Source organism: Pantoea sp. RSPAM1 (assembly GCF_038816185.1).
Classification (GTDB): domain Bacteria; phylum Pseudomonadota; class Gammaproteobacteria; order Enterobacterales; family Enterobacteriaceae; genus Pantoea; species Pantoea ananatis.
The window spans coordinates 1834986-1847519 of the sequence record NZ_CP046137.1; the positions used below are offsets into that span (position 1 = coordinate 1834986).

The following is a 12534-nucleotide window of genomic DNA, read 5'->3' on the forward strand; positions in this document are numbered from 1 at the left end:
GCTTGCCTGAACAGATTATCGCGTGTCTTAAGTCAAACAATGGCAAGAAAAGACACGGGTTTTACGCTTACCTTCAGCGTTTGTCGCTGTCAGGCAAATGTGTCGACTGCACCTTTGCCGGTTAACCGGGCCTGAAGAGACTGCGGTACGGCAATGGGCGTCATGTCGTTATCACTGTCCTGGGTGAGGGAGAAGCTGCCGTGCTGTCCGTCGCGACGCGCCTCCTGTTGCTGCTGGAAGCTCTGTCCCTGCGAGAAACTCTCACTGCTTACCTGACTCTCACCCAGGTTAATTCCGCTTTCCGCCAGGGCATGACGCAACTGGGGAAGCGCAGCTTCCAACGCGGCCCTGACATGGCTATTGCTGGAAACCATATTTAACTGTGCCTGATCGTTATTCAGTTTCAGGCTGATCTGAATCGCCCCCAGGTCTTCAGGATGCAATCGCAGCTCTGCATTCTGCTGGCCATTGCGGCTGAACATCACAATTTGCTGCCCCAGTGCCTGCTGCCATTCGTTGCTGCCCAGGTGGGCATTCAGCGTCGGCGTTGACGGTGAGTTCATCGTCGCTGAGGCGCCAGATGACTGCAGCACGCTACTGGTACTGCTCACCGGCGCGCTGAGAATGGCCTGGTTGTCGCTGGCTGCCGCTAACGGACGATCGTCCTGCTTACTAACGCTGCTCAGTATCTGCTGAAAACTGCCGTCGGTGGTCAGAGCCGCAGGCGTCACTGCGGTGTTATGACTTGTCGCGGCGGTTGGACCGGTCACGCTCTGGCTAACCAGACTGGCTTTATTGGCCAGGTTGCCGTCCTGCACCTTGGTGTTTTGGCTCTCTTTGCCATCACTTGTTAGTGCCGTAGTGACCGCCTGCGTCAATGCTGACAGCGCTGAACGGGGCGCATCCCCTTGCAAATCCGCGCCACGGTTCGCTGCGTTATCTTTTACCGCCTGCTGCATTCCCGCCGCGGGTAGCATGGCAAAGAGCGCCTGTATATTTTGTATGTCGGTATTGTTAAGCGCGGTGGCGGTCAGCTCATCTTTATCATCGGCTGATTTTGTCCCGGCTTTAATCTTTTCCGGTGTAAACAACGCACTAAGCGCAGTCGGCGTTTCCAGCGAAGAGAGTAGTGCATTCAACGAGGTGGCTGTTTTATGCTCGGTCTCTGCCGTGACATTTTTATCTGTAGCCGCAGGGGTTTTAGCGTGCAGCTTCGCCAGGGAAAGCAGCTGATTTCCCAGAGCGGTGATAAAGTCCTGTGGCAGCGTCTCACCACTGCTTAGCAGGTCTGTTGCGCCTGATGTGTCAGCAGTGCCGATGGCTTTCGTCGTCAACGCGGTGTTTGGCAGCGTAATCATTCGCCTTTCCTCAGTGCGGCCCGTTGGGCAAATTCATCCATCCGTTTCTGGTCGAGACGGTTTTCTTGTCGTAATGCATTTTCCTCTGCCCGGGTGATCAGAGTTTGATAGGCGTTCAGGCGCTGCTGTTTCTCACGCCAGTTGACCAGCGCCTGTTCCAGCCGTTGGTTCCATTGCTGTAGCTGACTGCGGTGTTGCTCAATCGCCTTCTCCAGCGTCTGGATAAACTGGTGATAGTTGGTCCAGCGATTGCTGGCAATTCCGCTGGACATGTCACTGTTCAGCTTATTGCGGTACTCGTCCTGGTAATCGAGCAACATGGAGAGCTGCTCGTTAGCCGCCTGCTGACCACGGCGCATATCGCCCAACAATACGGCGGCGCGCTCCAGATCCTGCTCTGCTAAATCGCGAAGCGTGTCAATAGCATTGGCTGTTTTCATTACGATGTCCTCGTATCAAACGCGCTGACTAGCCAAACAAGGCGTGCAAATGCAGGCAGGCGTCGTCGTACTCACTGCGTTCAAAAATGCCTTGTTGCAGAAAGGCTTCCATCTGCGGGTAAAGCTGAATAGCTTTGTCCAGCATGGGATCGCTGCCTGCGGCATAGGCGCCGACGCTGACCAGGTCACGGTTGCGCTGAAAACTCGAAAGCAACTGCTTGAACTGGCGTACGCGTGCATAGTGGTTTTCATCAATCAGTGATGTCATGGCACGACTGATTGACGCTTCAATATCAATAGCCGGATAGTGACCGGCCTCCGCGAGGCGACGTGACAACACGATGTGTCCGTCGAGGATTGCGCGGGCAGAGTCTGCAATCGGATCCTGCTGGTCGTCGCCTTCGGTCAGAACGGTATAAAAAGCCGTAATGGAGCCGCCGCCATCGATACCGTTACCAGCGCGCTCAACCAGGGCCGGGAGCTTAGCGAAAACAGACGGTGGATAACCTTTAGTGGCCGGTGGCTCACCGATTGCCAGGGCAATCTCACGTTGGGCCATGGCGTAACGCGTCAGGGAGTCCATGATTAACAGGACGTGCTTACCGCGATCGCGGAAGTCTTCTGCAATACGTGTGGCATAGGCTGCCCCCTGTAGACGCAACAGCGGCGAAACATCGGCAGGCGCCGCAATCACCACGGAACGGGCGCGGCCTTCCGCGCCTAAAATGTTTTCAATAAAGTCTTTAACTTCACGACCACGCTCACCGATTAACCCGACAACGATCACGTCGGCCTGGGTGTAACGCGCCATCATGCCGAGCAGCACGCTTTTACCGACGCCTGAACCGGCAAACAGGCCCATACGTTGACCCCGGCCAACGGTGAGCAGGGCGTTAATAGCCCGAACGCCCGTATCCAGAACATCAGTGATGGGCGTGCGCTGTAAGGGGTTAAACGGCGGAGTATTTAGCGCCGCACGGTAGCCCGTTTCCGGTGACGGTAAACCATCAAGCGGCCGTCCGCTGCCGTCAAGGACACGGCCCAGCAGTTGCGGTCCGAGTAAAAGCTGCTTTCCGGCCTGCGGGTTTTCACCGGTAGCGCGTGCATAAACGCGCGCCCCCGGCAGAATGCCGTCCACTTCTTCCAGCGGCATCATCAGCAGTTTCTGACCGTTGAAACCGACGACCTCACTTTCGATTTCGCTGATGCTCTTACCGTCGTTGCGTTCAATCACACAGGTTGAACCCAGGGGCAGCTGCAGGCCGGTCGCCTCCAGTACCAGGCCGGTGGCACGGGTCAAACGCCCATAACGACGAATCGGTTGTACCTGAGAAATACGACTCTCAAAGGCATCAAGCGAGCCAAGCCAGCGGTTCAGACGTGTGGTCATTAAAATTCTCCCGGCGCCGCCAGGCGACACAGTTCCTGCCAGCGAGTGGCGACGCTGGCGTCGAGATCGCCATCTTCGGCGCTGAGCTTGCAGCCGCCGGGGTGCAACGTGTTATCCGCCAGTAAACGCCAGCCGTGAAGGTCAAGCGTCGGTCCTAAGGTTTGTTCGATTCTCAGCAGATCGTCCGGATGAACGCGCAGTTGAGGTTTTCCGCTAAACATCGGCTCCTGCTGAAGCAGCCCCTGGATCTGCCGAAGCAGGGCGCTGCCATCCACCGTGGTTGCCTGCCCAATGACTGAGCGTGCGGCTTCCAGCGCCAGCTGCATCAGACGGGCGGCGATCACGCTGTCCAGGGATTCCAGCGTGTTCTGGAATTCGGTGACCAGCTGCTGCATGCGTGCCTGTAACGGCGCCTGCTGCTGCTGTGCATCAGCCAGACCTTGTTGAAAGCCCGCGTCGTAACCGGCCTTCTGGCCTTCAGCAAACCCCTGTAGATGACCTTCGCTATAGCCTTGCCCGTGCGCCTCTTTACGCAACTGCTGCTGCATTTGTTCAAACTGCTGCTGTTGCTCATCTTCTTCAGATTCAAAGATGTCAACCTCGGCTGGCTCTGCTGACATGACAACGGGCTCTTCAGGACGCCCCAGCTCAACCGGCTGCCACAACTGCCATGGACGGGCAGAAAATGCATCAGACATAGGTTTCCTCGCCACCACCGATTACCATCTCGCCGGACTCTGCCAGGCGACGAACCACCAGCAGGATCGCTTTCTGTTCGTTCTCGACCGCAGACATACGCACCGGGCCACGGTTGGCAAGATCGTCGCGCAGAATATCTGCTGCACGTGCCGACATGTTTTTGAGGAACTTCTCGCGCAATGGCTGCTCTGCACCTTTCAGGGCGATCAGTAACTGCTCGGACTCCACTTCCTGCAACAGACGCTGGATACTGCGATCGTCCACTTCCACCAGGTTTTCGAACAGGAACATCTCGTCGATGATTTTCTGTGCCAGCTCGCCGTCGAAGTCGCGTACCGCTTCGATGACCGCTTCTTCCTGCTGCGTTTTCATCAGGTTGATGATTTCTGCCGCCGTTCTTACGCCGCCCATCTTCGCGCGCTTGAGGTTGGTGCCGTCGAGCAGGCTGTTCAGCACTTCGGTCAGTTCTGCCAGTGCGGCAGGCTGTACGCCACCAAAGGTCGCAATACGCAGCATAACGTCATGACGCAGGCGTTCATCAAACAGCGCCAGGATATCTGCAGCCTGACCCCGTTTGAGGTGTACCAGAATGGTCGCGATAATCTGGGGATGCTCGTCGCGAATAAGGTCGGCAGCCGCCTGCGGCTCCATGAAGTTGAGCGTTTCCATCCCGCTGGTGGTATCACGGGTTTCAAGGATATCTTCCAGCAGGCTTGAAGCACGTTCTTCACCCAGGGCCCGCGTCAACACCGAACGCAGGTAATCGTTGGAGTTCAGGCTCAGCGCCGCGAACTGCTCGGCATCGGCTTCGAACTCACGCAACACTTCAGTCAGCTGCTTATGAGATACCTGACGCATGCTGGCCATTGCCGAGCTCAGATGCTGAACCTCACGTTGGTTCAGATGCTTAAACACTTCCGCCGCGCGTTCTTCGCCAATGGTCATCATCAGAATGGCGCTTTTTTCAGTACCGGTCAGACTCATAGTTCGTTACCCATCCATTCACGAATAACCAGCGCCACGACGCGCGGATCGTTTTCAGACATGTCGCGGATACGCTGGCTCATGACTTCAGCGCTCATGCGGTTATTAGATTTACGTTCTTGCTCCAGCTCATCTTTGCTGAGCTGAACGCTGTACGCTTCCTGATCGCTTTGCTGAGCAGCACGTGCAGCCTGTGCTTCTGCGGCGGCCTGCTCTGCGGCTTTCTTACGCAGTACATGCGGACGTACCATTTTGCGATACAGGATGAACGCCACCAGTGCCACCAACAGCCATTTACCCGCACTCATCAGCTGATCAAAGAACGACTGCTGTTGCCAGAAGGGCAGTTCAGTGGACGTCGGCTCGGTCGTATTGAACTGTGAATTCACCACGTTGACGCTGTCACCGCGTGTCTGCGAATAGCCCATCGCTTCACGCGTCAGGTCTTCAATCTGTTTTAGCTGTTGCTCATTAAGGGCAATCGCTTTGCCTTTATCGTCTTCGCGGTAGTTCACCACTACGGCTACAGACAGACGCTGTACATCACCCACATTCATCTTGGTGTGGCGAATGGTGCGATCCAGCTCATAGTTCACCGTATCATCGCGGCGAGAGTTAGTTGGCACGCTGCTGGTCGAGGCCGTGCTGGTGCGCTGACCATTTGCCGCGTTATTCTGTCCGTTTGCATTCTGACCATTGGCCGCATTGGTATTCGGCGTATTCACCGGCGCAGTATTCGCTGGCGCTGGCTGATTAGACAGCGCGCCAGGCACGCCGCCAGGATAAGGGCTGCCAGACTGCTCGCTGGTGCTGGTCTGCTGTGAGCGGATCGACGCATTTTTGGGATCGCCATTTGGCTGATACTTCTCGTCTGTCTGCTCGCGGGTATCAAAGTTAATCTGCGCGGTAACCTGTGCATGCACATTGCCCTGGCCCAGAATCGGATTCAGGATAGCTTCAATGCGTTGCTGATAACGGGCTTCCACTTCGGCTGCATACTTAAGTTGTGCGTCATTGAGGTCACGACCCACGGCATCAGAACGCGTCAACAGATGACCGCTTTGATCGACGACGGTGACGTTGCCCGGTGGTAAACCCGCCACGCTGCTGGAAACCATGTGGGTAATCGCCTGAATCTGACCTTCGTCCAGGGCGCGACCCGGTTGCAATGTTAAGGTCACTGAAGCAGAAGGGGCTTTTTGCTCACGCACGAACAGCGTCGGTTTTGGCATGGCCAGATGCACGCGCGCGCTCTTTACCGGCCCCAGTGATTCGATGGTACGGGCCAGCTCGCCTTCGAGTGCGCGCTGGTAGTTAACCTGCTCACTGAACTGGCTGATACCGAATTTCTCTTTATCCAGCAGCTCAAAGCCGACATTGCCACCCTTAGGCAGGCCTTGTTGAGCCAGACGCAGACGCAGCTCATGCACCTTGTCCTCAGGAACCATCAATGCGCCACCGTTATCGGCAAAACGATAAGGTACATTCATCTGCGTCAACTGCGTGACAATGGCGCCGCCATCCTCGTTAGAGAGATTACTGAACAGCACGCTGTAGTTAGGTGTCTTGGCCCAGAGGACCAATGCAAACACCACTGCAATAGCAGCGGCGGCGGCGACGATTAACGGTATGCGTGGATTAGCACGCAGGCGAGCGAGAAGGTCACCGAAGCCTTTCTTGTCTTGATCTTGTGTGGCGGCTGCACTCGCATTCATGACCGATTCCTGCCTGACGTAATTGACCGGGTTAGTTGTGATGGCAAAACAGACTCCCTGACCTGCATAAATAAAATTTCCACTTCAATGCCTGGCATTATTTGATGAAACGCAAAATTCGATGGGTGAATAAGCCACGGTTTTTAGCGCCATTTAGGGGCTTTGTCTTATTGACAATGTGCTAACTTCTCCGCACATCAAAAATCTTCATCTCTTTTCAGTGAGGTAACAGCCATGTCAGTGCAGGCAATCGAGGGTGTTTTACAGCAGTTACAGATGACGTCGCTCCAGGCCAACAACAAGAGCAACGACGTCACCAGCCACATCGACTTCGGTGCGACCATGAAGGCCGCGCTGGATAAAATCAGCGAAACGCAGACCTCTGCACGCGCCCAGGCGCAGGATTTCGAAATGGGTAAGCCCGGGATCGCGCTGAATGATGTGATGGTCGATCTGCAAAAATCGTCTATCTCAATGCAGATGGGGATTCAGGTCAGGAACAAGCTGGTTTCGGCTTATACCGACATCATGAATATGCAGGTGTAGAAGGCCAACTTATTTAAACAAAATGAATGATTGAGAAGCCACCTGACAAAGAAGGGCGGTAGATCGAGATCGTTCATTTTCACCAAAAAAAAGAAGCTGGTTTGAAGTATAAAAAATTTTTTTGTGGCTTAGAGCCAGCCGAGTGCAAGACAATCTGATTTAGACTGTGCTTACTCATGTTAACACCGAATAGTTAATCGCCATCAGTAATGACAGGCATATAGCATGCATGAGTAAACATATATCCATAGACTGAATAACGTTTTTATAACTTCTGTTATAGAAAACCTGCTGATTGAGACTTAATAATTATAACTGTTATCAACCTATATTGGCTTCAATTCTACATTTGTTAATTCTCCCTTGAAATGTAACAAGCTTAATCTAATTACCCCTGGCACAATTTTCTGTAAAATGAGTCTTCTATGGCATCATGCTGTAAGAACATTTTTTTCGTTCTTCGCACTTTTGAGATTTTCGGGTTTCAGCGATCAGCGGGTACGCTTACTGTGTCAGATTATTCAGGGATTCATAAGGTCGCTCGCTGTAATATTCAGCTAGCCAGTGCTCTGATTTCCCGTGCTTCATTTAGCGTCCTGAACAGATAAAAATCCAGTATTTTTGCCCGGTACGTCCGGTTAAACTGTTCGATAAAGGCATTCGTCACTAGTTTGCCTGCTCATTAAATTTCAGCATCATACCATGCTCTGCAGCCCATTGAGCCAGCACCACTCAGACCCGTTCCGGCCCGTTGTCTATTTGCATCTTCAGCGGATAGCCACGATTTACCACGACCCTCTCCAGCAGTCTCACGACCCGCTGAGCCGGAGTATTCAGGACAATTTCGGTCGCCAGTCATTCGCGATTGCAATCATCCACCACGTTGAAGGTCCTGAAGCGCCTTCCGAACTTCGCTTTCAAGTTGTAGTACCAGGCCTCAGAGATCATGGCCTCGCTGCAGACATCCTTAACGGTGCGTCCGGCTTTGATGGACTCCAGAATGGCGATAATCTGCTGTTCGGTTAATCGTGCTTTACGCATGGCGAACTCCTCCGGGACATAGTCAGTATGCCGGAAGGTTTCTGGATGTGAATGTTCCGGTTTGCCGGGATACTTACAAATTGTTCGGATTGCAGAGATAATTATACGACTATTCTGTTCATAAAAATAAACGCGTTGAATTTTATGTTTGTTGTAGAAAGTTAAAAAAGTAGGGGGTGATCAGGATACGTTCTTTAATGTAAAGCATGTGCGATGCTTTTATTTAAATTGTAAGAACAAAAATGACAAGGATGTATTAGTTTTAAAAGGTACAACACAAGTGTTGTACCTTTTACACTTTTAACTACTGTAATCAGGGCAGTCAAGGAAGGCTTCACATACAGGATAAATCTCTTTTTTATCAAAATCGATGAATGTATCAAGTGGCATATCAGGCAATCCTTTCACGGAAAAACTTTTGCCTTCACTAATAATTCCAATGATTTGCTGTCGGAATGCAAGGTTTTTAAAGTTATTATCTGCCAATAGTGAGCTAAGCTCATTACTTGTTTTATCATCATTACAATTAATTGAATCGTTAGACGTATAAATTAAATCATTATTTTTTTTCAGAAGAGAGTTGATTTGATCTTTATCCAAAAATTTATTATGGCAAGTTTCAAAGCTTAGAGCTACGTTAAAATCATCGTCCTTTTTTTGGAGAAAGGAAAAGCCAAAAGGTGTAGCCATACGCTTACCAGCGCTTGAGGAAATCCCACTATCAATAAAGTAAGGTCCTGAAGAAACACCTATTATTTGCTCTTTGTATAATATGCTCGTTGCATCTTTTTCATAAATGGATTTTAAGCCCGTTGGCGTTACTAAAACTTTTTTAATTTTTTCGGGAGTAACAATGTATGTACAGATCATTTCACTTTGAATGCCAATATTTTTACACAGATTTGCGTAAAAAATTGATTTACCCTTAGACGTGAATTGTATTACATTTTTTGCAAAACCTTCAAACCAAACCGAACCCAGTTTGTCATTTGATAACTCAGCAAAAACAGGCAGTGAATAAGTTTCTGTTCCTATCTGAATGCGATCTCCGGATTTAGATAAACCTTCATTTAATGATGGTAAATTCCATAGTTTTGAAGAAAAACTGGTATAGTCATAAGCATTATCTATTGATAAATTTTTGTAAAAAGAGCTTTCATTTTCGGAAAGCAGGCTCACTCCAAATCCAAGTGAACTTTCTTTTATTCCTGAAATTTCAAGAACGGTTGGCCAAACATCAATTAAAGAACCAGGTTTATCAGTTTTATAACTATTCAACCCTTTTTTGATTACAATGAAGTTGTTTCTACGTTCGCTTGAGTTTGCATCAAGAAGTTGGCTGGCGCTATTACGCATCATCAAGTGATCAGAAACTAACACTATAATTGTGTTATCAAAATGCTCACTGTTAATTATTTTTTTGATAAAGTCAGAAATAAGATAATCCGCACATCGCACTGCGGATAGCATCTTAACTTCTGATTCTTTTTCAATTTTATTATCACATATTGCTAAGGTGTTACCATCAGGCGCATGGGTCCCAACAGTAAGCAGAGACAACATAAAGGGTTGTCTGGCATTAGATAAGTTAAGAAACTCATCCCATGCGTAGTCTAACAAGACATCATCATGGACTCCCCATCCACTTATTTTCTCAGGTCTGGCAATTTTATTTTCAATGAAAAAATTTAAATCGTCTTGACGACTCCATCCATGCTGTGAGAAGAATTTATCAGCACCAGCGAACTGCTTATTGCTGCCTCTTATAAAGTGGGTGAGGTAACCATTATTTTTAAGCCATGAAGCTACACAGTTAGCCTTCGGTAAAAAATTAGCCGTGTTTCCTCCGGTGTTTCCTTGGGCCATCACCAATGGCACGCCGCATTGTGTATTTACCATCCCAGCCATGGTCCAACCAAAGCCGCCATTTGTCGGTTGTGTTATATTAGTGAATTGCGCATAGTTGTTTGCAATTTTCGATAGTTCTGGTAGATAATTTTTTCCATTTAGATTTTCAAAACTTTTTTCAAGGCTTTCAGCATAGATAAAAACATAGTTGTATTTTTTATTTATGTTAGAGTTTAAGTTTTTATATTCAAGTGAGACGCGATCTGCATTACCTTGAGGTAGTAAAGTGTAAAAAATTGAAGATGAGATATTTCTTGAAAAAGGCATTGCGAGTATTAAAACCAATGAAAAAACAAAAAAATAATTTACCTTTTCACTGTTGATAATTTTTATTTTATTTTTTTTAAACAGAAAGCAACCACTGATAAGTATTAAAGATGCAATTAAGAATGGTATTGCTAATTCTATCTTCGGGTATAAGTCTTCAAATGATGTCCCATGAGCGCTGTTGAATAAATGATAAAAAACTGCATCTGTTATGCCATTACCTGTAAACATATTGCACACAGACCAGAAACAAAATAGCAATAATATTGCGCATGTGATAATTGTTTTGCTAACTATAAATCTATTAGATAAAAATGTTGATACAATTAATGCAATCAATAAAAAATATGTCATGTTTCTTAAGTAAATCAAAAGTATTAGGGCTGCAAATTATTACATTTTTTTTCATATATCAAAATACTCTCGTTGATTTTTTATGTCATTAGGTCCCAAAATTTTTATACTTAATATTTGTTGTTGATTTTCTTATGTCCATGTATAATATGTGTTTTTTGTTGCAATATTGAGTTATTTTTGTAAGGGTTTTTATTCAATAGCTTGTGTTGCGTTATAAGATAAGAATAAACTCCATTAATTACACTAACTGCTATAGAAAACGAGGTATTCCTGCCCCGTTGATAAGGGCAGGGTGTTATGTTCTAAGATGCCTTGTAAGGATCTTTTTTATCATCCTGACTGTCATCATTTTTTCTTGGGACTTCCCCGTGATCCTTAGGTGCATCCTTAGCGGGATGATCGTCTTCCTCATAGGCATTGCCTGCATTAGGTGCCGCTTCGGGTAAACCTTTGCTGACATCGCCCTCATTTTTACGCTGTTCGTTACTGTGATGTTTATGCATGCTTCGCTCCTTTTTGAGTCTGTTAAGTCTAGTCCAGCTAAACCAGACCGTCACAATTCCCCTCAATCAGTGGGTCACGCTCAAAACAGACAGCCTTACCTGATAACGATTAAGCTTACACATTGACGCTTTGCTTTCACGGTGCTCACTCATCCTCACGTCTTCGGCTCATGTCACTCACGTTAGTGAGTTCCGATTATTCCTAATGCAAAGTCGCTATATTGTTCTATCTTTAAATATCCAGGCGATATTTTCATTGGATAAACAACCATAAGGAAACACAGCATGACTGATTCAATCGAAACCAAAAGCAAAACAGATTATCTGCGTGACGTGGCATCTCAGTTGAAAGAAATGCGTCACTATGCTCAGACGAACACTGAGACGCTTTCTGCACATTGGTTAGCCTTTGACGCTGGCGAGTACAAAGATGAAGGAAACGCAGCCCGCATTGACGCGTTGCTGAACAAACAGGGTACGTTACTGGAAGATCTGGAGACGGCCATTCAGGATATCGAAATCGAAATTAACCACAGCGAGCAGGAGAGTTAAGCGATCTCCTGCTGACTGAGGCGGTGGCGGTTAACGGATTAATCTGCCACCAGCCAGAATTCTGCTTCATCAAACATCTCTTCCACAAGGCGCGCTATTGTCGCCTTCTCGTTTTTGCTGAGATCGGTCTCTATCGCATTCCGCTCCATGGGCTTGACCTTAACCTCGATATCAGGAAACACGCGATGCACCCGCTTCTCAAGTTCAGCTAAAATCATCTCACGCGCCCCTGGCAGGCCCGCGACATTACGTTTATCGTAAATTAACTCTACAAACATGTTAACAATCCCTTAAGGGCAAAATCGCCGTGCCATTTTACTGTAAATAAAAACAGTATCAAGCTGATGTTTGTCTTAATTCGTTTTTTCCGCGTCGCGTAGAAAAGCACCGTCATCTGGTTTACTCTGAGTGCGTTAACAACACTCTGTGCGCTCACTCACCAGGAGAAGTGCAATGCGACAATTGGTTATAGATATTCTACTCAAACTGGCAAAAATGGATGTCGACGCCAAGGAACTGACTGCGCAGATAGAAGCACAGTCATTGCTGGTAGCAGCTTTATTAGTTCAGGCGAAACAAGATAACGCATTAACCATCTCCGAAACGGTTCAGGATGCGATAGTGACGGCATCACGTTCATCATCTGAATTTATGCAGTCGGATATTGATTTACTGCTTACTCACATTAACCGGCTGCTGGCTGTCGCTAAGTATGTTGAGGTGAGAGGCAAAATGGCGCAGGAAGAGTAGTGGCAAACGCTGGCGATAAGTGCG

At 48.4% G+C, this 12534-nt stretch carries 12 protein-coding genes and 2 pseudogenes; 3 read left to right on the forward strand and 11 right to left on the reverse strand.

The window, feature by feature from the left end:
- Positions 1 to 89: 89 nt before the first annotated feature.
- From GKC68_RS09100 to fliF, 6 genes are read right to left on the reverse strand one after another with little or no spacing between them, the layout of a single operon-like run.
- Positions 90 to 1358: a flagellar hook-length control protein FliK gene (locus GKC68_RS09100; protein ID WP_047714082.1), complete on the reverse strand. Its 1269-nt coding sequence runs from the start codon at positions 1356 to 1358 to the stop codon at positions 90 to 92.
- On the reverse strand, positions 1355 to 1798 hold the full coding sequence (gene fliJ / locus GKC68_RS09105; protein ID WP_013026178.1) for a flagellar export protein FliJ: 444 nt from the start codon (positions 1796 to 1798) through the stop codon (positions 1355 to 1357). Before fliJ ends, GKC68_RS09100 begins: the two co-directional genes overlap by 4 nt.
- Positions 1799 to 1826: 28 nt before the next feature.
- Positions 1827 to 3188, reverse strand: coding sequence for a flagellar protein export ATPase FliI (gene fliI, locus GKC68_RS09110; protein WP_014593947.1), 1362 nt, complete (start codon positions 3186 to 3188; stop codon positions 1827 to 1829).
- On the reverse strand, positions 3188 to 3886 hold the full coding sequence (gene fliH / locus GKC68_RS09115) for a flagellar assembly protein FliH (RefSeq protein WP_028722750.1): 699 nt from the start codon (positions 3884 to 3886) through the stop codon (positions 3188 to 3190). Before fliH ends, fliI begins: the two co-directional genes overlap by 1 nt.
- Positions 3879 to 4871, reverse strand: coding sequence for a flagellar motor switch protein FliG (fliG, locus tag GKC68_RS09120; protein WP_013026175.1), 993 nt, complete (start codon positions 4869 to 4871; stop codon positions 3879 to 3881). Before fliG ends, fliH begins: the two co-directional genes overlap by 8 nt.
- Positions 4868 to 6586 carry a flagellar basal-body MS-ring/collar protein FliF gene (gene fliF, locus GKC68_RS09125; protein WP_047714083.1) on the reverse strand — a complete coding sequence of 573 codons (1719 nt, stop codon included), beginning with the start codon at positions 6584 to 6586 and terminating at the stop codon, positions 4868 to 4870. Before fliF ends, fliG begins: the two co-directional genes overlap by 4 nt.
- Before the next feature lie 234 nt (positions 6587 to 6820).
- Between fliF and fliE the strand changes: the two genes are divergently transcribed.
- On the forward strand, positions 6821 to 7132 hold the full coding sequence (gene fliE / locus GKC68_RS09130) for a flagellar hook-basal body complex protein FliE (protein ID WP_028722752.1): 312 nt from the start codon (positions 6821 to 6823) through the stop codon (positions 7130 to 7132).
- 504 nt (positions 7133 to 7636) lie between these two features.
- On the opposite strand, the pseudogene GKC68_RS09135 reads toward fliE, so the two are convergent.
- The 4 genes and pseudogenes from GKC68_RS09135 to GKC68_RS09150 form a co-directional block, all read right to left on the reverse strand.
- A pseudogene (locus GKC68_RS09135) lies at positions 7637 to 8038 on the reverse strand (integrase core domain-containing protein); the annotation flags it as partial.
- Between the two features lie 57 nt (positions 8039 to 8095).
- A pseudogene (locus GKC68_RS09140) lies at positions 8096 to 8173 on the reverse strand (hypothetical protein); the annotation flags it as partial.
- A 300-nt stretch (positions 8174 to 8473) separates the two neighbouring features.
- The gene (locus GKC68_RS09145; RefSeq protein WP_058707402.1) at positions 8474 to 10579 is read right to left on the reverse strand and encodes a sulfatase-like hydrolase/transferase; all 2106 of its coding nucleotides are present in this window, start codon (positions 10577 to 10579) and stop codon (positions 8474 to 8476) included.
- A 428-nt stretch (positions 10580 to 11007) separates the two neighbouring features.
- On the reverse strand, positions 11008 to 11208 hold the full coding sequence (locus GKC68_RS09150; RefSeq protein WP_047715017.1) for a hypothetical protein: 201 nt from the start codon (positions 11206 to 11208) through the stop codon (positions 11008 to 11010).
- A gap of 285 nt (positions 11209 to 11493) precedes the next feature.
- Here GKC68_RS09150 and GKC68_RS09155 point away from each other — a divergent pair, with 285 nt between their 5' ends.
- A complete protein-coding gene (locus tag GKC68_RS09155; protein ID WP_013026170.1) occupies positions 11494 to 11760 on the forward strand; it encodes a hypothetical protein in 267 nt (88 codons plus the stop codon).
- Positions 11761 to 11798: 38 nt separating this feature from the next.
- Here GKC68_RS09155 and GKC68_RS09160 read toward each other — a convergent pair whose 3' ends face one another.
- Positions 11799 to 12038 (reverse strand): DinI-like family protein, encoded by a 240-nt coding sequence (locus tag GKC68_RS09160; RefSeq protein ID WP_013026169.1) that lies wholly within the window; start codon positions 12036 to 12038, stop codon positions 11799 to 11801.
- Positions 12039 to 12213: 175 nt separating this feature from the next.
- On the opposite strand from GKC68_RS09160, the gene iraP reads away from it, so the two are divergent.
- On the forward strand, positions 12214 to 12510 hold the full coding sequence (iraP, locus tag GKC68_RS09165) for an anti-adapter protein IraP (protein ID WP_014605567.1): 297 nt from the start codon (positions 12214 to 12216) through the stop codon (positions 12508 to 12510).
- Positions 12511 to 12534 lie beyond the last annotated feature (24 nt).

Excerpts from the sequence above, each read along its gene's own strand:
- fliH (WP_028722750.1), bottom strand. The coding sequence starts at position 3,886 with ATGTCTGATGCATTTTCTGCCCGTCCATGGCAGTTGTGGCAGCCGGTT.
- fliI (WP_014593947.1), bottom strand. The coding sequence starts at position 3,188 with ATGACCACACGTCTGAACCGCTGGCTTGGCTCGCTTGATGCCTTTGAG.
- fliJ (WP_013026178.1), bottom strand. The coding sequence starts at position 1,798 with ATGAAAACAGCCAATGCTATTGACACGCTTCGCGATTTAGCAGAGCAG.
- fliF (WP_047714083.1), bottom strand. The coding sequence starts at position 6,586 with ATGAATGCGAGTGCAGCCGCCACACAAGATCAAGACAAGAAAGGCTTC.
- fliG (WP_013026175.1), bottom strand. The coding sequence starts at position 4,871 with ATGAGTCTGACCGGTACTGAAAAAAGCGCCATTCTGATGATGACCATT.
- GKC68_RS09155 (WP_013026170.1), top strand. The coding sequence starts at position 11,494 with ATGACTGATTCAATCGAAACCAAAAGCAAAACAGATTATCTGCGTGAC.
- GKC68_RS09150 (WP_047715017.1), bottom strand. The coding sequence starts at position 11,208 with ATGCATAAACATCACAGTAACGAACAGCGTAAAAATGAGGGCGATGTC.
- GKC68_RS09145 (WP_058707402.1), bottom strand. The coding sequence starts at position 10,579 with ATGTTTACAGGTAATGGCATAACAGATGCAGTTTTTTATCATTTATTC.
- GKC68_RS09100 (WP_047714082.1), bottom strand. The coding sequence starts at position 1,358 with ATGATTACGCTGCCAAACACCGCGTTGACGACGAAAGCCATCGGCACT.
- fliE (WP_028722752.1), top strand. The coding sequence starts at position 6,821 with ATGTCAGTGCAGGCAATCGAGGGTGTTTTACAGCAGTTACAGATGACG.
- GKC68_RS09160 (WP_013026169.1), bottom strand. The coding sequence starts at position 12,038 with ATGTTTGTAGAGTTAATTTACGATAAACGTAATGTCGCGGGCCTGCCA.
- iraP (WP_014605567.1), top strand. The coding sequence starts at position 12,214 with ATGCGACAATTGGTTATAGATATTCTACTCAAACTGGCAAAAATGGAT.